We start from the raw sequence: 21,163 nt of genomic DNA on the forward strand, positions 1-21,163 counted from the left end.
TACACACCTACAATCACCACCGCGGACACACCGCGCTGAAAGGCCAACCACCCGCCAGCCGCGTCCCCAACCTCACGGGTCAGTACACCTAGCCGGTCGGTCATGACCCCCGCCCCGATCGACGAGACGACTCCGCCCAGGCCGTGCAGCGAGGCGACGAGACCGGCGTAGGAGGCGGAGTAGCCGCGGTCGAGGGTGAGGTACAGCGCCATGAAGGTGGCGACGAAGGCACCGAGCCGGTTGACGAGGGTGCTGGTCCACAGCCACCAGAACGCGGGGGGAAGCCCGGAGACGGTCTCGCGGGTGGCGCGTCTCAGGGTGGCGAGTGGCATGGACGGTCCCCCACGTATGTAAGCGGCTCGGTAAGCGAGCACACCTTACGAAGGCGAGATGACCTGGGGCCACTCAATTAACGGGTCCCGTCAACCGTCCGTCTGTCGAGCGGGCACCACCCGGACCGAGGGCGTGGATTACGCTCATACGCATGGCCGACGCACCGTACAAGCTGATCCTCCTCCGCCACGGCGAGAGCGAATGGAACGCGAAGAACCTGTTCACCGGCTGGGTGGACGTCAACCTCAACGAGAAGGGCGAGAAGGAGGCAGTCCGCGGCGGCGAACTCCTGACGGACGCCGACCTCCTGCCCGACGTGGTCCACACGTCCCTCCAGAAGCGCGCGATCCGCACGGCCCAGCTGGCCCTCGAATCCGCCGACCGCCACTGGATCCCGGTCCACCGCTCGTGGCGCCTGAACGAACGCCACTACGGCGCCCTCCAGGGCAAGGACAAGGCCCAGACCCTCGCGGAGTTCGGCGAGGAGCAGTTCATGCTGTGGCGCCGCTCCTACGACACCCCGCCCCCGCCCCTCGAGGACGGCACGGAGTTCTCCCAGTCGAACGACGCCCGCTACGCCACGATCCCCCCGGAGCTGCGCCCCCGCACGGAGTGCCTGAAGGACGTGGTCGTCCGCATGCTCCCGTACTGGTACGACGGCATCGTCCCGGACCTCCTCGCCGGCCGCACCGTCCTGGTCGCGGCCCACGGCAACAGCCTCCGCGCCCTGGTCAAGCACCTGGACGGCATCTCCGACGCCGACATCGCGGGCCTGAACATCCCGACGGGCATCCCCCTGTACTACGAACTCGACGCGTCCTTCAAGCCGGTGACGCCGGGCGGCAAGTACCTGGACCCGGAGGCGGCCGCGGCGGCCATCGAGGCGGTCAAGAACCAGGGCAAGAAGAAGTAACGCGACACCAGCAAGCCCCCGACCTGCTGTTTCTTGGCAGGGCGGGGGCTTTTTGGTGGGGCTGGGCCGTCTGTGGGCCGTCAGATGCGCCGACGCGAGCGCCGGATGCGGATGTCGAGGACGATCAATAGCGCCACGGGGTCGGCGACTTCGGCGGGAACGCCGGTCCAGTGGGCGTACCCCGCCACCGCCACCCCCAGCAGCGAGAACGGCAGATCTCGAGGCCAGACGTCGATGGTCAATCCGAATCGTGGCATGCTTGTGTTCTCCATCGTCTTGAGGAGCCGTCGCAGGTTTTCCGAGCATGGATGGAGAAGGGGCCGCCTCCGCTGTAACGGGGGCGGCCTTTCCAATCCGCGAGGAGAACTTAACCACGGATCATCTGGCGGGCCAAATTCGACCGACACCCTGGCCGGGTATCGGTCGATAATCACGTGGCCGGTCGGTGGGGGTGCCCACCCGGAGCTTTCTGGGCTCTATCCAGCTTCCAGGTGAAGGCGTTCTTCGAGTCATTCGCTTTCGTCGTGCTGCACGTCGTCCTGCATGTAGTGCTGCATGTCGTCCTGCATGTAGTGCTGCATGTCGTCCTGCATGTCGTCCTGCACGTTGGATGGGCTGCGAGGCCAAACGGTTCCGTGATTTGTGTACCGTGATTTGGTTTCGCCGGGTGGAGCATTTGTGATTGGTGATCCGCAATGCTGGTGTCCGTGATTTGTGTACCGTGATTTGGTTTCGCCGGGTGGAGCATTTGTGATTGGTGATCCGCAATGCTGGTGTTCGCGATTGTGTAACGTGACTTGGTTTTGCTGGAGAAGATTACGGATGGAGGGGCTGACAGTTGGTGAATATGGCGGCCACAGCCTTGCGAGTGCGCTCCTGACTGGACGGCATGAGGTGCGCGTAGACGCGAAGCGTCAGTCCTGGGTCCGAGTGCCCCAGGTACTCGGCGAGGGCCTTGATGTTCTCCCCGGCGTCCAGGAGCACCGAGGCGTAGAAGTGGCGGAGCGCGTGCATGCCGTTCTCGCGGGACTCGGCGTACGACTCGCCAGGCTTCCGCTCGGGGATCACTCCAGCCGAGGCCAGCGCCCGCTTCCATACCTCCTCGTTGAGGGACGTCCGCCAGACGTGACCACCGCGCGGCCCGGTGAAGATCAGCCGCTTGGTCACCGGAGGCCCGTCCGCCACCTTCCATGGCAAGGTGACGTCGACCGGCGGGAACCGCTTCACGTGAGTCCGGAGCGCATCTGCGACCGGACCGGGTAGCGGCACGTCCCGGAGCCTGCCACCCTGTGGCGGGGCGAAGACGGCCTTGCTTCGGCTCAGCTTCAGCTGCTGGACCACGTGCAACGTGTCCGACGCGAAGTCGATCGCGTCGACGGCCACACCGAGGATCTCGCCCTGTCGCAGTCCCACGGAGCCTCACACCCCAGCGGACCGACTGAGAGGCCGCACGGGTAGGCGTGGTGGGGACTGAGGAAGGTGGAACAGGCACAGGTCTTGGCGATCATGGAGGTGCGACGCTCTGTGATCACTGGAGTCCTGTGTCTGCGCTTGCGTCAGGTTGACCGAGGCTCTTTCAGTTTCGACGGCTACCGGGCCGATGCTCCTTGGCGTCGTATTCCTGCCGGGCCCGTTCTACCTTGCCCAGGTTGACCGACCAGTCGGCGAGTGCGGCAAACAGCGGTGCCAGGCTGCGGCCCAGTTCGCTGATCTCGTACTCAACCCGGGGCGGAACCTCTGGGTGGTAGGTGCGCACGACGAGGCCGTCGCGTTCCAGCTGCCGTAGCCGTTCGGTCAGCACCTTGGGTGTGATGGTGGTGATGCGGCGTTCCAGCTCCACGAACCGGTGCCGCCCGTATTCATGGAGCGCCCACAGAATCGGAGTGGTCCAGCGGCTGAAGACGATGTCGACCACCGGGGCGATCGGGCACGCCTGCTCGGGGGCGATGTCGATACGAACCGCCGGAGTCGTGTTGTGGGTCACAGTGAGCCTTTCTCTCCATTACTTTCCTGTAGGTACCTACTATCCCTATGCCGGTAGCTTCTGTTGGGCCCACAGAGGACTCATCAACGGGAGCGAACGTGATTGTGGTTACTGGAGCTACGGGCAACGTCGGACAGCCGCTGGTTCGGGCGCTCGTCGCGGCCGGTGAACAGGTGACAGCGGTGTCGCGAGGGATCTCCGCACGGGACATGCCAGCGGGGGTACGGCACCATCAGGCCGACCTGGCCGAGCCGGAAAGCCTCGTGCCCGCGCTCCACCGCGCCGACGCACTGTTCCTGCTGACCTCGGGCGACTTCGTATCGGCTGGCGGCAGCGTAAGCGACGTCCTCGATGTCGCGCGGGCGGGCGGGGTCAGCCGGGTTGTCCTGTTGTCCTCCCGAGGCGTTGCCATGGGAAGCCACCCCTCTACGTTGGAGGACCCCGTCACGGAGTCGGATCTGGAGTGGACACTGCTGCGGCCGGGAGGTTTTGACTCCAACACGTTGCAGTGGGCCGAGATGGTCCGCGCGCAGCGGATGGTCGGCGCGCCGTTCGGTGACGTCGCGCTGCCGACCATCGACCCGGCCGACATCGCCGAGGTCGCCGCCGTGGCGTTGCGGGAGGCCGGCCACGCCGGCAGGGCCTATGAGCTGACCGGGCCGGCGCCGATCTCACCTCGGCAGCAGGCGATGGCGATCGGCGACGCGCTGGGTGAGCTGGTGCGGTTCGTCGAGCAGAGCCGCGCGGAGGCTCGGGCACAGATGCTGCAGTTCATGCCTGAGCCGATCGTGGAGGCCACCCTTGACATCCTGGGCACGCCGAAAGCCGCTGAGCAGCGGGTGAGCCCCGACGTCGAGCAGGTCCTCGGACGTCCGCCCCGTACCTTCGCCGAGTGGGCTGCACGCAACGTCGCAGCCTTCAAATAGGAGGTGGCGCGGATAGGGGTGCAGTCATGGCCGGCGGTTCGGGCGTTCCTCCCAGCGGTGGGTGGTCCATGCCCGCCGGATCAGGCTGCGCACGATGATGATCGTGTCGGCGAGATCGAAGTACGCATCGACCACGGTGGCGCGCCGCTCGTAGCAGCGGGCGAGCCGGTAACGAAGTACAGCAACCCCAGTAACCGCCGGCGACCTACATCGGCCCCCACAGGCTTCCCGGCAGTCTGTATGCACTTCAATGACCGTTCGCTGTAGAGCTACGGATCAGATGCTGAGTCTCTGTAGCAGGCGTCATGGGCCTGTGGGCATAGATGTGGAGCTGCACTCAGCACGGCCAACGCGCAACTGGCGTAAGTCCCGAGCGACGCTGCTGCAGAGCTCATATGGGCACGGGGACGCGTTGGCCGATGCAATCGGCTCGCTCCGTCTGCTCGGAGTGCATGGGCGGCTGACCGCCGTGGATCCGTACGGAGATGCTCTGATGAACGAGCAGGAGGCTGCCGTTGCTCTCGGAGAGGTCCCCGATCTGGGGCAACGGTGTACCGATGAGCGCCAGCTCGCTGCCTTGGACGACCTCGCAGACTGAAGCCCGTGCCCCAGCCGTGCCCGATAGGCCGGGAACTCACGGGGAACCACGGTCACTAGCCGGCACCGTGGAACTCGCGGGGAACAGCGGGGCCAGGCCACGGATCCACCGAGGTCGGAACATCGTTCCGCCACAGGTCAGGTCAGCGCAGTAATCGGCCCGCGAAAACCCAAGCTTCCCAAGCTTGTCGGTGTGAGGTCTCAGGAGATGCTTGACCGTTTGTGCTCAGGACATGGGTGACACGTTCGGTTGAACGTCCGCCGTCTCCCGTCCCTCGGTGGGGCGGAGGTGCTTCGGTCGGTGGTCGTGGATGTACAGCAGCTGGCCGAGTACCGCTACCGGGCCGTCCGCGAGGTGCTCAGCGGGTCTCCGATCGGGGAGGTCGCCGCCCGGTACGGCACCTCGCGTCAGACCCTGCACACCTGGCGGCGGAGGTTCGAGCAGGAGGGCATGCCCGGTCTGCTGGACCGCTCCCGGCGCCCGCGGAACAGCCCCACGCGCCTGTCTGCCGAGGTGGAGGCAGAGATCTGCGAGCTGCGCCGCCGGCATCCGCGGTGGGGTGCCCGCCGGATCGCCCACGAACTCGTCCGCCGCGGGCTGGAGCCGACGCCGTCGCGGGCCACGGTCCACCGGGTGCTGTCCCGCAACGGTCTGGTCCGCGCCCAGGAACAGCAGCATCCGCGCAAGTACCGCCGGTGGCAGCGCGAGGCGCCCATGCACCTGTGGCAGATGGACCTGGTCGGCGGGGTTCCGCTGGCCGACGGCCGGGAGTGCAAGATGGTCACCGGCATCGATGACCACTCCCGGTTCGTTGTGATCGCTTCCGTCGTGGCCGTGCCCAGCGCCCGTGCGGTGTGCTCGGCCTTCACCGCCGCGATGCGCCGCTACGGCGTGCCCTTCGAGGTGCTGACGGACAACGGCAAGCAGTTCACCGGCCGGCACCAACGGCCACAGCCGGTGGAGGTGCTCTTCGAGCGCATCTGCCGGGAGAACGGCATCACCCAGCGGCTGACCAAGCCGCGGTCACCCACCACCACGGGCAAGATCGAACGCTTTCACCGCACCCTGCGCGAGGAGTTCCTCGATCACGTCGTGCCGTTCGAGTCGCTGACCGCGGCCCAGGAAGCGATCGACGGCTGGGTACACGCCTACAACCACCAGCGCCCGCACCAGGCCCTGAACATGGCCACCCCGATCAGCCTCTTCCGGCCCCACACTGCCGTCCGCCTCCGCAGTGATGATGAACATCCTGAACAGACAGTGGCGGAGCCGGAGTTGTCCATCGAGGTCGTCGAACCGCCCGTCCTGCCGCCGCAGGGCACCGCGGTCGAGTTCAAAGTGCGGGTGCCGCCCAGCGGCGAGATCACCCTGGTGACAGGCAGGCAGCGGGTGGGCATCCACCAGGCACTGGCCGGCAGGACGCTGACGGTCTGGGCGAACCACCGCAGCGTCCATTTCCTCCTCGACGGGCACCTCGTCACCACGGTCCCGTCCCGGCTGCGGCCGGAGGATCTCGCCTACCTGACCATGCGCTACGGCGCTCGTCCGGCCGGTCCCGAGCCCGCACCCGCCGCCCTGCCCAGGGCCCGCAGCGGCACGGCCATCCTCGCCGCCGGCGAACCGGTCGAGGTCGACCGCAAGGTCCATCGAGACGGGATCGTCTGCCTGGCCGGAGGCCGCTACCAGGTCGGATTCGCCCTCGCCGGCCGCACGATCACCCTCCGCCTCGACGGGCACCTCATGCACGCCATCGCCGACGACGCCCTAATGGGGACGTGGCCCTGCCCGGTTCCAGCCGGCCGTCTGGGGCAGATCGACGGGGCACGGACGGCGACGTCCCCTCTGCCGCCTCCACCCCTGCCGGCCGGTGCCATCCGGGCCCAGCGCAAGGTGCATGCGAGCGGCCGCTTCATGGTCAACGGTCAGTTCATCAAGGTCGGTCCTCGGCATGCGGGAAAGATCGTCACCGTCGTCATCGAGGACACCCACTACCGGATCCTGCACGGCGAGGACGAACTCGCCGTCCGGCCGCGCAAAAACCTCGGACCCATCACCAGGCTCTACGTCAAAGGCATGGGCACCCAGAAGGACCGTCAAGGATCTCCGGACGACAAACCGTCAAGGAAGTCCTGAGACCTCACACCGACACCAAGCTGAGGGCTCCGGACGTCGTCACGGGCTGGCCGTGTCCGATTGCTCTGGTCGACGACACAGCCCAATAGCGTGGCTGAGGCCGGTGGGGGTGCAGCGAGGCACACGCGCGCGAGTGGTCGGCCGGCCCACTCGCCATCGTGGCTGACTGTCGTCGGCTGAGGTTCGTGCCACAACCGTGCCACATGCAGAGGTCAGCCACGGTCAATGATGGTCCCTCGCGGTCCAGTTGCCGGACGCCTCACCAGTTATCAAAGCCGCAGGTCACCGACAGGATCACCCAGTCTCTCTCCTAAAGCGGTAATTGCTAGGCCGCCCGACATACGCAAATGCAGGCCACCATTGCGCGCTGCCTTGGTGAGGACGGGTGAGGACCGAGGCCCCATCGGCACCTGTGACCTGCCCAAATGTGCTTCAGCCGGTCATGCTGGCCCAGGAGCTGCACCGCTCGATGACCCGCCATTCAAAAGTTCAGGATGAGGAAGTTGTGCCGGGGTGCGATTCACGCACGCCACGCAATCTCAAAGCTTCAGTGACCTGGTGAGTTCTGTGTCAAGTTTCCGTGGCTGACGTCGTAGAGCACAAGAGTCAGCCAGCCAAGCAGGCAGAAGGTCGCAGCCAATTTAAAGAGGTCACGGGAAGCAAGCAGGATCGGGAATGTAGAAATGACAAGATAGCTGAGAAACGTGACCACCATTAGGTTGTGGTAACTATTCGCTACAGTGCTCGACCCGCCGTCACTCCAAAGAAATAGTGACAATCCAGCAAAAAAACACAAGAGCCCAACTGTGAGATGCCAGCCTGCATTTCCTAGAGGGCCAGGATTATCGGGAAGTTCCTTCCTCAGAATCCAGCTGATGATTGCTAGTTCGAGAGCAATCATCACGTCGCCAAATTGACTAGAAAGGGCGTAATCATAATAGCGCCCCTCGGAAACAAGGCGAAGGATTCCGATCATGCAGAAGCTGAACAAAGCGACGCCAACGGCTACCCAAAAAGGGGGCACTCTCCGAAGCAGCCAAGCACCACCAACGAGCTTGGGCGCAGCAGCTCGATTATCTTCACTCATGTTCGACCATCGCCTCGCTTCTGTCCTGATGGTGTCATCAGCGATAATACGCAGCGCTTTAAATCGTTTACTCTGGGGATTTACGGTGACTTCGAACACCAGGTAAATAGCGGCAACGTTCACGCAGATGGTCAACGAGTAGAAGGCAACCAAAAACCAAAACCATCCTGATTGCGCATGCTCGCGATGGGCAATGTATGACGTGTACCCAGTGAAGAAGACAACGATAATTACATGCGACAGGATTGTCAGGCCGGTCAGGATCGCGTAAGGCCAAAGACCCCTCTTGAAGCCCGCGAAAATTCCCTGATGGAGTGTAATGAACCCTGGATAATTAACGCCCTTCGCCCAGGGTTCAGACCTGAATCTCCTTTCAATATTCATCAAATAACTTTGCCGGATTCGAGAGGCGGCGTACTGGAACGTTACATAGCCAGTCAAAATCAGTAGAGGGAAGGGGGCCAACATGAGGATGTTCGGGGAGATTTTAGCCTGTCTTGCCTCATCGGCAAGATATGCGGCAGCTGCACTGAAGTAGGCAAGGGTGCCTGTCGTGACGGCGATGATGAGAGAGGCGGTATTCTGTTCATCACGCCGCTCAGTTTCATAAACTTTAAGGTAATCTTCTTCCTTCAATTTGTCGCCGGACGCCATACGTGTCACTCACAGTGCTGGAAACGGAAAGACGTTCAGCAATTATGTGGTGCGGCAGGTCTTCCGGGAACCGCCATGTGGGTACCGATCGAGCCGTCCAACACGGCGTCACCGCTCCACGGTCGCAATGGGGGAACCGGCGACGTCTGGTGTACCTTCACGTCCCTGATGCCCCAACCAGGCGTATCTGTCGGGACGAGCTGATCGAACTCTTGAAGCGACGCTCGGTAGCGGTGGCCTATCCGTGGACGCGTCCCTTCTGATCTGGGCCGTGCAGGGACGTGACCTGCTGTGTTGTACACGAACTCGTCACGGCCGGCCCCCTCCATGCGTGGCACGATGGCGTCTCGCGCATGGAGGGGGCGGCGTTTTCATGAGGTTTGACCAGAGCCTGGCAGACACGCTCGACGCGACGATGCTCGCGCAGTTGCTGCCGGACGATGCAGTGAAGTCACTGGGCAGGTGGCTGACTGACCCGGAGAGGGGCCAGCAGTACAGGGACGGAAGTGGGGTCCACACCGTTCCGTACGCGCCTTCCAGTTGGATCGCCGTAGAGCGCTGGCCCAACGACTTCGCCGATCGGGTGGCTGTTGCTTCGGCTTCTGTGAGCCGGGCCGAGGTCGTGGCCACACTCCGAGCCGCGGAACAATCACAGACTTGGGCAGCGGCGTTCGTGGCCACCCAGGTCTGGGGCTACGGCCTCACGGGCTACGGCCCGTACCGCACGGGTCAGATGCTCGCCCAGCCAGGTGCCGAGGAAGCCTTCGCGGAAGCCGTATCCCTGCTCACTGACGAAGGCGCGTCCGCGGCCTACGAGAGGCTGCAGGTGTTGGACGGTCTTGGGCCAGCGTTTCTTACCAAGTTCCTCTACTTTGCTGGTCAGGCGTTGCCGGAGGTGAAGGGGCTGCGCCCACTCATCCTCGACAGTGTGCTTGCTGGGGTTCTCCGTCGGCATGCCACGAAAATGGGGGTCGTGGCTGGCTACGAATGGGCCCCGGTGATCGCCAATCGCATTTGGCGTGACAGTAACTGGACGTCCTACCGCTATCACATCTACCTCCAGTGGATGTACGCGGCCAGCGAGCAGCTGACGGCTGGATCGATCGAGTGGCCTGCAGCGCCGGACGTCCTTGAACTGGCCCTCTTCAGCGGGGCATGGGACCCCGCGTAGCCAGACCACCGGGGTCGTGGACAGGGAGGCCGTGCCACACGCGTGCCAGATCCTGCGGGGAACCACGGGGAACAGCGGGAACTTGCCCCGGGTGCGACCAGGACTCCAACACCGCTCCGCCGCAGGTCAGCTCAGCAACCGCCGCCAAAGAACCCAAGCTTCCCAAGCTGATGTCACGCGGCTAAGTAGGCGAGGGGTGTTCTGTCAGCGGTGACCAGTAACCTGCGACGATCAGCCGTCACGTGCCTGGAGGTGCCGTGGAAGCCACTGCTCTCGCTAGCCCCGGTCAGTTGTGGTCGGCGCAGGAGGTCTTGGTTCGCCCGAGTCCTGTCCCGGCGGCAGCAGGGGTCTACGGGTGGCACTTCAAACAGTCGCCCCACCCGGACCTGGATGCTGGGCGCCTGCTGTACGTCGGTATAGCCCCGCGGTTCATGGCGAACCGGACCAGCACGCAGAACCTTCGCAAGCGGGTGTGCTACCACTACAGGGGCAACGCGGCCGGCTCGACGCTGCGGCTCACCCTCGGATGCCTGCTCGGACTTGAGCTGCGCCACGTGGGCAGCGGCAAGCGGATGACCTTCGGCAAGGTCGGCGAAGCGACCCTGAGCCAGTGGATGGCGGACAACGCTCGGGTGTGCTGGATCGAGCAGAGCGAACCATGGGACCTGGAGTCACAGCTCATCTCCCAGCTCGACCTCCCGCTGAACCTCGACCAGAACCGCCACGACGCGTTCCACAGTCGACTGAAGGAGATACGAGCCCAAGCACGCCAGCGAGCACGAGAGTTGCCCATCAGCTCGTAAGCCGTCGAACGGGCCGTTGCCTGGGCCGTCCCTGGGCCGTCCGAGGTCGCTCGACAGTGACCATGACGACCAATGATGACCACCGCGCGCACGAGCCCACGGCACCTGACCAGCAAAAACCCAGCTCACCGAGATCCCCGGCAAGACCCAGGGCAAGAAGAAGTAGATTTCGTGATCCCGCCCCCGACCTGCGCCTACGGTGCGGGTCGGGGGTTTTTGCCGGGGTGGGCCGTCAGACGCTGCGAGCACGCCGCCACTCGTAGGCGCCGGTTGATGTCTCGACGACCTCGAGGGGTAGACCTCGCGGGCAAGGGCGAGCAGGTCGCGCTGTTCGGTGACCCACTTCGGTGGCGGCGCGGACAACGGGACGGTGACGGTGACTCCCGACGACGGCCCGTCGTGCACCGACACCCGGAGCCCGCCGCTCTCGTCAGGCTCGAACTTCATCGAAGGAGTCCGCCCGGACACGAGCCACATGGCGGACCGGCCGGACTCCAGGGCCGCCAAGGCGTCCTCCCAGTCCTTCAGGTCCTCGGGGAGAAGAGTCACCGGGAAGGTGCCCTTGACGGACTCCGCCTCAATGGCGATCTCGCAGTCGAGGACGTCGTGGCCGGTCAGAACTCCCGGTTGAGAGCGACCCAGGACGCGCACGGAGACACCGCGTCCGCTGGCACCGGGCCGGTCGGCCAGGTGGATCAGCTCGATGACGTCATTCGTCGAGTCCATGGTTTCCCTCCCCTGAGCTACCAGTCCGAGCATCCCGCCGGACCACCCACGGCTCTCAGCGCGGAGTACCGCGCTTCGAATACACCATGATCCGAGATGCCGTCCGCGATACGGCGAAAACGCCGTGCCGCGAATCACCTCATGTCACCGTGAGCTGTGACATCGACAACATACGTGCCATTTCTCGGCGTTGTTCTCGGCGGGCTCGTGTCGACGTTGGCCCAGTACTCCCTGGGGCGCGCGTCGGAGCAGGCTGAAGTGCGGCGGAGTTTGCGTGAGCGGGTGGAGGTGCGGCGTGGTGAACGCGTCACCCGTCTCATCGACTTCCTGTCCGCGGTGCAGGAAGCCGAACGGGTCGCGGTGGACCGCTATCACCACGGTGAGAGCGACGAACAGTGGCAGGCGCGCGCGAAGCAGTCCATCGACAGGATGTGGGTCGCGCAGAAGACGATCCACATGCTGTGCGGCTCCGAGGTCAACGACGCGGCACGTCTGCTGGCGTACGACGTCCAGAACGTGATCAGGAACGGCCCCGCTCCCGGGGAGCCGCGGGACGAGATGGTCTGGGCGTACATCCGCCCCAACCGCAGGGCGTTCCTCGACCTCGTCCGCGACCACCTGGAATAGGAGACCCCGCTGTCAGACCGACAGCGGCACCGAGTGGATCTCATCCGCCTTGTGTCCCGCCCGTTCGTGGATGCGCTGGACCGCGTCCGCCGACGGGGCCTCCGAGAGGCAGTACACGAGGCCGGCCTCGGGGTCGGCCCAGGCGCGCTCGAAGTGCACGCCCTCTTCGTTCTCTATCGCGAGGTCCGCCTGGTGGGCTGCCATCAACTGGTCGGCCGTGATGCCCTGCATCCCATGGTGTACGTCCATGAACCGCGCCATGGCCTTCACCTTCCTGCCATCCCCGAGCCGAGCGGTGACCTTCACCCCTGCGCCCCCGCCCTCTCATGCTCCTCCTCTCCACCCGCCCGGTCGACCCGAACGACGAAGGGCCCCGGAATCACCCGGGGCCCCTCAACGTCGTACGAGATCCCGGATTCAGGTCCCCTCGACCCCCGTCACCGGCTGGACGTCCTGCTGGAGGTCGTCCGCGTGCTCGCCCGTCACCAGGTACACCACCCGCTTGGCCACCGATACCGCGTGGTCGGCGAACCGCTCGTAGTAGCGGCCGAGCAGGGTGACGTCCACCGCCGTCTCGATGCCGTGCTTCCACTTGTCGTCCAGCAGGTGCTGGAAGAGCGTGCGGTGCAGCAGGTCCATCTCGTCGTCGTCCTGCTCCAGCTGGAGCGCCAGGTCGACGTCCTTGGTGATGATGACCTCCGCCGCCTTCGCCATCAGGCGCTGGGCGAGCTGGCCCATCTCCAGGATGGTCGCGTGCAGGTCGTGCGGGATGGCCTTCTCGGGGAAGCGCAGCCGGGCCAGCTTCGCCACGTGCTGGGCCAGGTCGCCGGAGCGCTCCAGGTCGGCCGACATGCGCAGCGAGGTCACGACGATGCGGAGGTCCGTCGCCACCGGCTGCTGCCGGGCGAGCAGCGCTATCGCCCGGGCCTCCAGGTCGTGCTGGAGGTCGTCCACCTTCTGGTCGGCCTCGATGACGCTTTCGGCCAGCTTCAGGTCGGAGTCGAGGATGGCCGTCGTGGCGCGTCCGATCGCCGACCCGACCAGCCGGGCCATCTCCACCAGACCGTCGCCGATCGAATCAAGTTCCTCGTGGTACGCGTCCCGCATCGTCGGTTCCCTCTCGTACGTCGTTCCTGTGGGCTCCAGGGGCCGAAACCGGCCGTGAAACCGGTGCCGCGTACCCCACGCTCCCACGTTCGGCCTCCTACGCGTCCGTTTCCGCCCTCCCAAATGAACCAGCACTGGCTCCAAGGTGAACTCTGGGCGACGAGTGTTCGAGCTCGCACTCGGACGGCTGTGGCCAGGACGGATCCCATGCCTAACCTGGAGGCATGGACGTGAACGCGGCGGTCGCCGCAGCGGCAGCGATCGCCGGTGTGCTCACCGGTGTCATCGCGATGCTGGCGTTCCGCTGGAGCGAGCGGGAGCAGAAACGCCCCACCCGCACCTCCCTGCACACCGACCCGATGCTTCCGCCGGGCGTGGACACCGTCCTGTCCGTGCTCCGCTCCTCCGCCGTCGTCCTCGACGAGGCCGACGCCGTCGTCAAGGCCAGCTCCGCCGCGTACGCCCTCGGGCTGGTCCGCGGCGGCAAGCTCTCCGTGGAGCCCATGCTCCAGATGGCCCGGGACACCAGGAGGGACGGGGAGATACGCCAGGTCGAGCTGGACCTGCCCAGGCGGGGGACCGGACGCGGCGAGGCCCTCGCGGTCTCCGCCCGTGTCGCGCCCCTCGGCTCCCGGCTGGTGCTGCTCCTCGTGGAGGACCTCACCGAGGCCCGGCGGATCGAAGCGGTACGACGCGACTTCGTCGCGAACGTCAGCCATGAACTCAAGACCCCGGTCGGCGCGCTCTCCCTCCTGTCCGAGGCCGTCATGGACGCATCCGAGGACCCGGAGGCCGTGGAGCGCTTCGCCGGCCGGATGCAGATCGAGGCCACCCGCCTGACCAGCCTGGTCCAGGAGATCATCGACCTCTCCCGGGTGCAGAACGACGACCCGCTGGAGGACGCCGAGCCGGTCCGCGTGGACGAGCTGGTCGCCGAGGCCATCGACCGCTGCCGGCACCAGGCCGGCACCAAGCAGATCACCATGGCCGCGGCCGGCGCGGCCGAGCTGAAGGTCTGGGGCAACCGCGGCCAGCTCGCCGCCGCCCTCGGCAATCTCGTCGAGAACGCCGTCAACTACTCGCCCGTCCGCACCCGCGTCGGCATATCCGCCCGCCGGGTGGCCGTGCCGAGCGGCGACCTCATCGAGGTCGCCGTCACCGACCAGGGCATCGGCATCTCCGACAAGGACAAGGAGCGCATCTTCGAGCGCTTCTACCGCGTCGACCCGGCCCGCTCCCGCCAGACCGGCGGTACGGGCCTCGGCCTCGCGATCGTCAAGCACGTGGCCGCCTCGCACGGCGGGGAGGTCACGGTGTGGAGTTCCGAGGGACAGGGCTCCACGTTCACCCTCAGGCTGCCGGAGGCGGGCGCGGCCCGCGACCGCGCGCTCCAGCACCCCGACCTCGACGACGAGGACGGGCCCACTCCCGAGTCGGCTTCTTACGACCCGCTTCCCGCCCCGGAGGTCCTTCCGTGACCCGAGTGCTCGTCGTCGAGGACGAGGAGTCCTTCTCCGACGCCCTTTCGTACATGCTCCGCAAGGAGGGCTTCGAGGTCGCCATCGCGGCCACGGGCCCCGACGGACTCGAGGAGTTCGACCGCAACGGCGCCGACCTCGTCCTCCTCGACCTGATGCTGCCGGGCCTGCCCGGCACGGAGGTCTGCCGCCAGCTGCGCGGCCGCTCCAACGTCCCCGTCATCATGGTGACCGCCAAGGACAGCGAGATCGACAAGGTCGTCGGCCTGGAAATAGGAGCCGATGACTATGTCACCAAGCCGTTCTCCTCGCGCGAGCTGGTCGCCCGTATCCGCGCCGTCCTGCGCCGCCGCGGCGAGCCCGAGGAGGTCACCCCGGCCGCTCTGGAGGCCGGTCCGGTCCGCATGGACGTGGACCGCCACGTGGTCACGGTCTCCGGCTCCAAGATCGACCTGCCCCTCAAGGAGTTCGACCTGCTGGAGATGCTGCTGCGCAACGCCGGCCGCGTCCTGACCCGCATGCAGCTCATCGACCGCGTCTGGGGCGCCGACTACGTCGGTGACACCAAGACCCTCGACGTCCACGTCAAGCGCCTGCGCGCCAAGATCGAGCCCGACCCGGGCGCGCCCCGGTACCTGGTGACGGTCCGCGGCCTCGGCTACAAGTTCGAGCCGTAGAGAGCCTGAAGAACAGCTGCGGTACGCCGAAGGGCGGGACCTCCTCGGAGGTCCCGCCCTTCGTGTCGTACGACGGTCTCGTACGGCCGCTCAGTGGCTCGCGGCCGACTCGCCGGCCGTCGCGCTCGCGGAAGCGGACGCCGCGTCGGTCGGCGTGGCCGCACCGGTCGGGGTCGCGGAGCCGGTCGGCTTCGGCGAGGTCTTCGGCGCCGACGGCACGGCGCTCGGGCCCCACTGGGTGTAGTAGCTGTCGGCCGGGACGACGAAGGCGCGCAGGCTCACGTCACCGGTCGTGCTGAAGGTGAAGGTGACCTTCTGGGCGTTGCCGTTCTTGACGCTCGCGCCGAGCTCGGTCACCGCGGCGGAGGCGTTGTTCTTGCCGCCGAGGACGACGGAGCCGTGGGCCGGGACGGTCACCTTGCCCTTGCCCTTGGCGGGCGTGATCTCGGCGCTGCCGCCGCCGTCGATGCTCACGGAGTCCAGCGTCTGGGGCTTGTCGCCGGCATTGAAGACGGTGGCGGAGATGACGGCCGGACCCTTGGTCTCACCGGAGGCCTCGGGGGTCGTCTGGGTGATCACCACGACGTTCTGGAGCTTGATGTCGCCCACGCGGGTCTCCGCGTTGTCCGGCTTGACCTCCAGGGTCTGGGCGTTGCTGCCGGCCGCGCACGCGGAGAGCGCGGCGATCGAGAACGCGATGGCGGAGGCGGCGAGGGCGCCGCGTCGAAGGCTGCTGCTCACGGCGGCGGCAACTCCTTGACTTGAGCGGGGCGGCCCGTAAAGCCGCGCTAAGTGTCTGTCAGCGGCCTTAGGTTACCGAGCCGTTCCCGCAGGGCCGCACCCGACCCTCCCCAAGAGGCGTGTCACTCGCTTCACAAGTGACTCACCAGTCACTTGTGACCCGTACTCCGACCCGGTCCGGCTTTCACATAACCGCGTTCGCAGCCAGTAGCAAAACTTCCGTGAAGGAATGTGTGATCGCCCCCGGAATTGATCACCACCTGATCCGCCCACCGCGCGTGATCAATTCCGGATTCGGCGGGGAAGTGACACCGAGCACCGAACGGAGTAGCGGAAGTCGCACACTTGGAACCGGACATTTGGGGACGTTAGCCCGCCCGGCGAGGCCTCCGGATGCGTGTAACGTACGCGTTTCACCTCGCCCGGAGAGCCGCTCCGACCTGCGAATTCCTTCTTCCGCTCGGCCTCCGCAGCACGTTCCTGTTGCTGTTGTCAAGCCCCGAGATATGCTCTGACCTGCGAAAACACCATTCAGAACCGGCAGTTTCCGTGTTACCCTGGATAGCCACGGAAGGGGTACCTGTCACATGACGTTCAAGGTTGGCGACACCGTGGTCTATCCCCATCACGGGGCCGCGCTGATCGAGGCTATCGAAACTCGCCAGATCAAAGGCGTGGACAAGACCTACTTGGTGCTGAAGGTCGCCCAGGGTGACCTGACGGTACGTGTGCCAGCGGACAATGCGGAGTTCGTCGGCGTGCGGGATGTGGTCGGTCAGGACGGGCTGGACCGGGTCTTCGAGGTGCTGCGCGCACCGTACGCCGAGGAGCCCACTAACTGGTCCCGTCGTTACAAGGCAAACCTGGAGAAGCTCGCCTCCGGCGATGTCATCAAGGTCGCGGAAGTCGTGCGTGACCTGTGGCGTCGTGAGCGCGAGCGCGGACTCTCCGCAGGTGAGAAGCGCATGCTCGCCAAGGCTCGGCAGATCCTGGTGAGTGAACTCGCCCTCGCGGAGAACACGAACGAGGACAAGGCCGAGGCGCTGCTCGACGAGGTTCTCGCGTCCTGAGCGTCTCTGTGCAGGCACCTCGCCCGCTCAGCTCAGCACACACTGAATCCGAATTGCCGCACTGAAATGCCGCGGTGCCCGATGACGCAACAGCTGTCGCCGGGCGCTGCGGCATGTCTGTCTCCGGATGCCGGACCCATCACGCCCCGAAGACGCTCCGGCGAAGACGCCCGGAGTGCCGTGCGCGTGTTTCTCTCGGAGAAAGATCCCCCGATACTTGGCGTGCCGGGCCCGGGCAGCAGGCTCGACCGGGTTCACGGAAGGGTCCGGTCAAAGCGTCGCGCCCGGCACGCTGTCTCCGTACCCACGTTGGCCGAGCACACAAACCTGACAGGAACCGATGTCTGACGTTTCGCGTCCTTCGCCCGCCGAAGCACGTGCGGGGGCCCGCACCGCGGTGGTGATTCCGGCCGCCGGACGGGGCGTACGCCTCGGTCCGGGCGCTCCCAAAGCGCTCCGGGCGCTGAACGGCACACCCATGCTGATCCACGCGGTCCGCGCGATGGCCGCATCCCGCGCCGTCTCCCTGGTCGTCGTCGTGGCCCCGCCCGACGGCGCCGGCGAGGTCAAGTCCCTCCTCGACGCGCACGCGCTGCCCGAGCGCACGGACTTCCTCGTCGTCCCGGGCGGCGAGTCCCGGCAGGAATCGGTCCGGCTCGGCCTGGACGCCCTGCCCTCGGACTTCGGCATCGTCCTGGTCCATGACGCGGCCCGCCCGCTCGTCCCGGTCGACACCGTCGACGCGGTCATCGAGGCCGTACGGGACGGCGCGCCCGCCGTTGTCCCGGCGCTGCCCCTCGCGGACACCGTGAAGGAGGTCGAGCCAGCCGCCGCTCCCGGTGAGCCGGAGCCGGTGGTGGCCACCCCGGTCCGCGCGCGGCTGCGTGCCGTACAGACCCCGCAGGGCTTCGACCGGGCGACCCTGATCCGCGCCCACGAGACGGTCACCGAGGACGTCACCGACGACGCGAGCATGGTCGAGCAGCTGGGGCTCACCGTCGTGGTGGTGCCCGGCCACGAGGAGGCCTTCAAGGTGACCCGCCCCCTGGACCTGGTCCTCGCGGAGGCGGTCCTGGCCCGCAGGAGGCTCAACGATGGCTTCTGAGCAGCCCGTGCTCCTGCCCCAGGTCGGCATCGGCACCGACATCCACGCCTTCGAGGAGGGCCGCGACCTGTGGTGCGCCGGCCTGAAGTGGGAGGGCGAGGGCACCGGCCTGGCCGGCCACTCCGACGCGGACGTCGTCGCCCACGCCGCCTGCAACGCGCTCTTCTCCGCGGCCGGCCTCGGCGACCTCGGCCGGCACTTCGGCACCGGCCGCCCCGAATGGTCCGGTGCGTCCGGCGTCACGCTGTTGACGGAGGCGGCCCGGATCGTCCGCGCGGCGGGCTTCCGGATCGGCAACATCGCCGTTCAGGTGGTGGGTCCGCGCCCGAAGATCGGCAAGCGCAGGGACGAGGCGCAGAAAATCCTGTCGGAGGCGGCGGGTGCCCCGGTGTCGGTGTCGGGGGCGACCACGGACGGCCTCGGATTCCCCGGCCGCGGCGAGGGACTGATGGCGGTGGCGACGGCCCTGGTCGTCAGGCAGGGGTGACAATCGGCCGTAAGGGAAGGGTGACAAAAGGACTGCTCCACGCACCCCCTTCGGCCCACTACGCTAGGTCCCGTGACTATTCGCCTGTACGACACCAGCGCCCGGCAGATCCGTGACTTCGCCCCGCTCACGCCGGGCTGTGTCTCGATCTACCTGTGTGGTGCCACCGTGCAGGCCGCCCCGCACATCGGTCACATCCGCTCCGGCCTGAACTTCGACATCATGCGCCGCTGGTTCGAGTACCGCGGCTACGAGGTCACCTTCGTCCGGAACGTCACCGACATCGACGACAAGATCATCGTCAAGGCGGCCGAGCAGAAGCGCCCCTGGTGGGCGATCGGGTACGAGAACGAGCGCGCGTTCAACGACGGCTACACCGCCCTCGGCTGCCTCCCGCCCAGCTACGAGCCGCGTGCCACCGGGCACATGACCGAGATGGTCGAGATGATGCAGGGCCTCATCGAGCGCGGCCATGCCTACGAGTCCGACGGCAACGTCTACTTCGACGTGCGCTCCTTCCCGGGCTACCTGGAGCTGTCGCGGCAGGAGCTGGACAACCTGCTCCAGCCGTCCGGCGACGGCGAGACCGGCAAGCGGGACCCGCGTGACTTCGCCCTGTGGAAGTCCGCCAAGCCGGGCGAGCCGACCTGGTCCACGCCGTGGGGTCCGGGCCGCCCCGGCTGGCACCTGGAGTGCTCGGCGATGGCCCACAAGTACCTGGGCACCGCCTTCGACATCCACGGCGGCGGCCTCGACCTGATCTTCCCGCACCACGAGAACGAGATCGCCCAGGCCAAGGCCTACGGCGACGACTTCGCGCAGTACTGGGTGCACAACGCCTGGGTCACCATGGCCGGCGACAAGATGTCCAAGTCGCTGGGCAACTCGGTGCTCGTCTCCGAGATGGTCAAGGAGTGGCGCCCGATCGTGCTGCGCTACTACCTCGGCACCCCGCACTACCGCTCGATGATCGAGTACAGCGAGGACTCCCTGCGCGAGGCCGAGTCGGCGTTCGCGCGGATCGAGGGCTTCGTGCAGCGCGTGGTCGAGAAGGCCGGTCCCGTGGAGCCCTCCGCCGAGGTACCGCCCGCCTTCGCCGAGGCCATGGACGACGACCTGGGCGTCCCGCAGGCGCTCGCCGTCGTGCACACCACCGTCCGGCAGGGCAACAGCGCCCTCGCGGCCGACGACAAGGAAGCCGCGGTGGCCCGCCTCGCCGAGGTGCGCGCCATGCTCGGCGTCCTCGGCCTCGACCCGCTCGACGCGCACTGGGCGGGCGAGTCCGACCGGGGCGAGGACCTGCACGGCGTGGTCGACAGCCTCGTACGCCTGGTCCTCGACCAGCGGGAGGCGGCCCGTGCCCGCAAGGACTGGGCCACCGCCGACGCCATCCGGGACCAGCTCGGCCAGTCGGGCCTGACCATCGAGGACGGCCCGCAGGGGCCGCGCTGGACGCTGGGTCCCCGCTAGCCCCTTTCTTGATCGATTGTGCCGCCCGGCCCTCCGGGCGGCACACTGCATAGACGTATGAACGTTTCACCGACGCAGACACTCACGGAGAACAGGTAGGTCATGGCAGCCAACAACCGCCGCATGTCCGGCAAGAAGGGCGCGCAGGTCGGCAGTGGCGGCCAGCGACGCAGGGGCCTGGAGGGCAAGGGGCCGACCCCGCCCGCCGAGGCGCGCAAGGGCCACAAGAAGAACCGAATCGCCAACGCCAAGGCGAAGCAGACGGTGCGCCGTCCCGCGCCGCGCGGCCGCGGCGGCAAGGGCACCTCGGAGATGGTCGTCGGACGCAACCCCGTCGTCGAGGCGCTGCGCGAGGGCGTGCCCGCGGTGACGCTCTACGTCCAGCAGTTCATCGACAACGACGAGCGGGTCCGCGAGGCGCTCCAGCTCGTCGCCGACCGGGGCGGCGTCCACCTCATGGAGGCCCCCCGCCCCGAGCTCGACCGCATGACCAACGGGCTCAACCACCAGGGCCTGGTCCTCCAGGTCCCGCCGTACGAGTACGCCCACCCCGAGGAACTGGCCAACGCCGCCTACGACGAGGGGCAGGACCCGCTGATCGTCGCCCTCGACGGCGTGACCGACCCGCGCAACCTCGGTGCCGCCGTCCGCTCCGTCTCCGCCTTCGGCGGCCACGGCGTCCTCGTACCCGAGCGGCGCGCGGCCGGCATGACCGCCGGTGCGTGGAAGTCGTCCGCCGGTACGGCCGCCCGCACCCCGGTCGCCCGCTGCACCAACCTGACGCGCGCCCTGGAGGCGTACAAGAAGCAGGGCATCGCGGTCGTCGGCCTCGCCGCCGACGGCGAGCACGAGATCGGCGACCTGGAAGCCCTCGGCGGCCCCGTCGTCATCGTGGTCGGCAGCGAGGGCAAGGGCCTGTCCCGCCTGGTCGGCGAGACCTGCGACTACCGGGTGCGGATTCCCATGCCGGGCGGCGCGGAGTCGCTCAACGCCGGTGTGGCGGCCGGGATCGTGCTCTACGAAGCGGCTCGTCGGCGGGCCTGAACAACTGTTCGGCGCAGTCCCCCACACGG

Annotated in this window: 19 protein-coding genes and 4 pseudogenes; 13 read left to right on the forward strand and 10 right to left on the reverse strand. The window is 67.0% G+C overall.

The window, feature by feature from the left end:
• Window positions 1-86: 86 nt before the first annotated feature.
• Window positions 87-332 (reverse strand): annotated as a pseudogene (locus ACIRP7_RS02845) (MFS transporter); the annotation flags it as partial.
• 152 nt (window positions 333-484) lie between these two features.
• Between ACIRP7_RS02845 and ACIRP7_RS02850 the strand changes: the two are divergent.
• On the forward strand, window positions 485-1,246 hold the full coding sequence (locus ACIRP7_RS02850; protein WP_403653048.1) for a phosphoglyceromutase: 762 nt from the start codon (window positions 485-487) through the stop codon (window positions 1,244-1,246).
• Window positions 1,247-1,326: 80 nt separating this feature from the next.
• On the opposite strand, the gene ACIRP7_RS02855 is transcribed toward ACIRP7_RS02850, so the two are convergent.
• From ACIRP7_RS02855 to ACIRP7_RS02865, 3 genes and pseudogenes are all read right to left on the reverse strand, one after another.
• Entirely contained in the window at window positions 1,327-1,503 is a 177-nt protein-coding gene (locus ACIRP7_RS02855) for a hypothetical protein (protein ID WP_403653051.1), read from the reverse strand.
• Between the two features lie 559 nt (window positions 1,504-2,062).
• Window positions 2,063-2,665: pseudogene (locus tag ACIRP7_RS02860) on the reverse strand (tyrosine-type recombinase/integrase); the annotation flags it as partial.
• Between the two features lie 157 nt (window positions 2,666-2,822).
• Entirely contained in the window at window positions 2,823-3,230 is a 408-nt protein-coding gene (locus ACIRP7_RS02865) for a winged helix-turn-helix transcriptional regulator (RefSeq protein WP_403653054.1), read from the reverse strand.
• Between the two features lie 98 nt (window positions 3,231-3,328).
• On the opposite strand from ACIRP7_RS02865, the gene ACIRP7_RS02870 reads away from it, so the two are divergent.
• Complete coding sequence (locus ACIRP7_RS02870; protein ID WP_403653057.1) at window positions 3,329-4,156, forward strand: NAD(P)H-binding protein; 828 nt, start codon at window positions 3,329-3,331, stop codon at window positions 4,154-4,156.
• 24 nt (window positions 4,157-4,180) lie between these two features.
• On the opposite strand, the pseudogene ACIRP7_RS02875 reads toward ACIRP7_RS02870, so the two are convergent.
• Window positions 4,181-4,327: pseudogene (locus tag ACIRP7_RS02875) on the reverse strand (IS5/IS1182 family transposase); the annotation flags it as partial.
• A 715-nt stretch (window positions 4,328-5,042) separates the two neighbouring features.
• On the opposite strand from ACIRP7_RS02875, the gene ACIRP7_RS02880 reads away from it, so the two are divergent.
• A complete protein-coding gene (locus ACIRP7_RS02880; RefSeq protein WP_403653060.1) occupies window positions 5,043-6,887 on the forward strand; it encodes an IS481 family transposase in 1,845 nt (614 codons plus the stop codon).
• A gap of 547 nt (window positions 6,888-7,434) precedes the next feature.
• Here ACIRP7_RS02880 and ACIRP7_RS02885 read toward each other — a convergent pair.
• The gene (locus ACIRP7_RS02885; RefSeq protein WP_403653063.1) at window positions 7,435-8,628 is read right to left on the reverse strand and encodes a hypothetical protein; all 1,194 of its coding nucleotides are present in this window, start codon (window positions 8,626-8,628) and stop codon (window positions 7,435-7,437) included.
• 373 nt (window positions 8,629-9,001) lie between these two features.
• Between ACIRP7_RS02885 and ACIRP7_RS02890 the strand changes: the two genes are divergently transcribed.
• Together ACIRP7_RS02890 and ACIRP7_RS02895 are read left to right on the forward strand one after the other, a co-directional pair.
• The gene (locus ACIRP7_RS02890) at window positions 9,002-9,799 is read left to right on the forward strand and encodes a hypothetical protein (protein WP_403653065.1); all 798 of its coding nucleotides are present in this window, start codon (window positions 9,002-9,004) and stop codon (window positions 9,797-9,799) included.
• Window positions 9,800-10,230: 431 nt separating this feature from the next.
• Window positions 10,231-10,602 (forward strand): GIY-YIG nuclease family protein, encoded by a 372-nt coding sequence (locus ACIRP7_RS02895; RefSeq protein WP_403653068.1) that lies wholly within the window; start codon window positions 10,231-10,233, stop codon window positions 10,600-10,602.
• A 303-nt stretch (window positions 10,603-10,905) separates the two neighbouring features.
• Here ACIRP7_RS02895 and ACIRP7_RS02900 read toward each other — a convergent pair.
• A pseudogene (locus ACIRP7_RS02900) lies at window positions 10,906-11,361 on the reverse strand (DUF5959 family protein); the annotation flags it as partial.
• 174 nt (window positions 11,362-11,535) lie between these two features.
• Between ACIRP7_RS02900 and ACIRP7_RS02905 the strand changes: the two are divergent.
• On the forward strand, window positions 11,536-11,955 hold the full coding sequence (locus ACIRP7_RS02905) for a hypothetical protein (protein ID WP_403653071.1): 420 nt from the start codon (window positions 11,536-11,538) through the stop codon (window positions 11,953-11,955).
• 12 nt (window positions 11,956-11,967) lie between these two features.
• Here the strand turns inward: ACIRP7_RS02905 and ACIRP7_RS02910 are convergent, their stop codons facing one another.
• Window positions 11,968-12,216: an SCO4226 family nickel-binding protein gene (locus ACIRP7_RS02910; protein ID WP_352388869.1), complete on the reverse strand. Its 249-nt coding sequence runs from the start codon at window positions 12,214-12,216 to the stop codon at window positions 11,968-11,970.
• Window positions 12,217-12,372: 156 nt separating this feature from the next.
• On the reverse strand, window positions 12,373-13,062 hold the full coding sequence (gene phoU, locus ACIRP7_RS02915) for a phosphate signaling complex protein PhoU (protein ID WP_352388868.1): 690 nt from the start codon (window positions 13,060-13,062) through the stop codon (window positions 12,373-12,375).
• Window positions 13,063-13,286: 224 nt separating this feature from the next.
• Between phoU and ACIRP7_RS02920 the strand changes: the two genes are divergently transcribed.
• Both ACIRP7_RS02920 and ACIRP7_RS02925 read left to right on the forward strand, forming a co-directional pair.
• Window positions 13,287-14,540, forward strand: a complete 1,254-nt coding sequence (locus ACIRP7_RS02920) for a sensor histidine kinase (protein WP_403653075.1) — start codon at window positions 13,287-13,289, stop codon at window positions 14,538-14,540.
• Complete coding sequence (locus ACIRP7_RS02925) at window positions 14,537-15,217, forward strand: response regulator (RefSeq protein ID WP_403653077.1); 681 nt, start codon at window positions 14,537-14,539, stop codon at window positions 15,215-15,217. Before ACIRP7_RS02920 ends, ACIRP7_RS02925 begins: the two co-directional genes overlap by 4 nt.
• Before the next feature lie 90 nt (window positions 15,218-15,307).
• Here ACIRP7_RS02925 and ACIRP7_RS02930 read toward each other — a convergent pair whose 3' ends face one another.
• Window positions 15,308-15,958: a DUF461 domain-containing protein gene (locus ACIRP7_RS02930; protein WP_403653080.1), complete on the reverse strand. Its 651-nt coding sequence runs from the start codon at window positions 15,956-15,958 to the stop codon at window positions 15,308-15,310.
• Between the two features lie 587 nt (window positions 15,959-16,545).
• Here ACIRP7_RS02930 and ACIRP7_RS02935 point away from each other — a divergent pair.
• The 5 genes from ACIRP7_RS02935 (at window position 16,546) to rlmB (ending at window position 21,134) form a co-directional block, all read left to right on the forward strand.
• On the forward strand, window positions 16,546-17,028 hold the full coding sequence (locus ACIRP7_RS02935) for a CarD family transcriptional regulator (RefSeq protein WP_003953493.1): 483 nt from the start codon (window positions 16,546-16,548) through the stop codon (window positions 17,026-17,028).
• Window positions 17,029-17,368: 340 nt separating this feature from the next.
• On the forward strand, window positions 17,369-18,133 hold the full coding sequence (ispD, locus tag ACIRP7_RS02940) for a 2-C-methyl-D-erythritol 4-phosphate cytidylyltransferase (protein WP_403653083.1): 765 nt from the start codon (window positions 17,369-17,371) through the stop codon (window positions 18,131-18,133).
• The gene (ispF, locus tag ACIRP7_RS02945) at window positions 18,123-18,620 is read left to right on the forward strand and encodes a 2-C-methyl-D-erythritol 2,4-cyclodiphosphate synthase (RefSeq protein WP_403653086.1); all 498 of its coding nucleotides are present in this window, start codon (window positions 18,123-18,125) and stop codon (window positions 18,618-18,620) included. Before ispD ends, ispF begins: the two co-directional genes overlap by 11 nt.
• Before the next feature lie 72 nt (window positions 18,621-18,692).
• Complete coding sequence (gene cysS, locus ACIRP7_RS02950; protein WP_403653088.1) at window positions 18,693-20,090, forward strand: cysteine--tRNA ligase; 1,398 nt, start codon at window positions 18,693-18,695, stop codon at window positions 20,088-20,090.
• Between the two features lie 102 nt (window positions 20,091-20,192).
• On the forward strand, window positions 20,193-21,134 hold the full coding sequence (gene rlmB / locus ACIRP7_RS02955) for a 23S rRNA (guanosine(2251)-2'-O)-methyltransferase RlmB (RefSeq protein WP_403653091.1): 942 nt from the start codon (window positions 20,193-20,195) through the stop codon (window positions 21,132-21,134).
• Window positions 21,135-21,163: the final 29 nt, after the last annotated feature.

The organism is Streptomyces sp. NPDC102270, assembly GCF_044766405.1.
GTDB lineage: Bacteria > Actinomycetota > Actinomycetes > Streptomycetales > Streptomycetaceae > Streptomyces.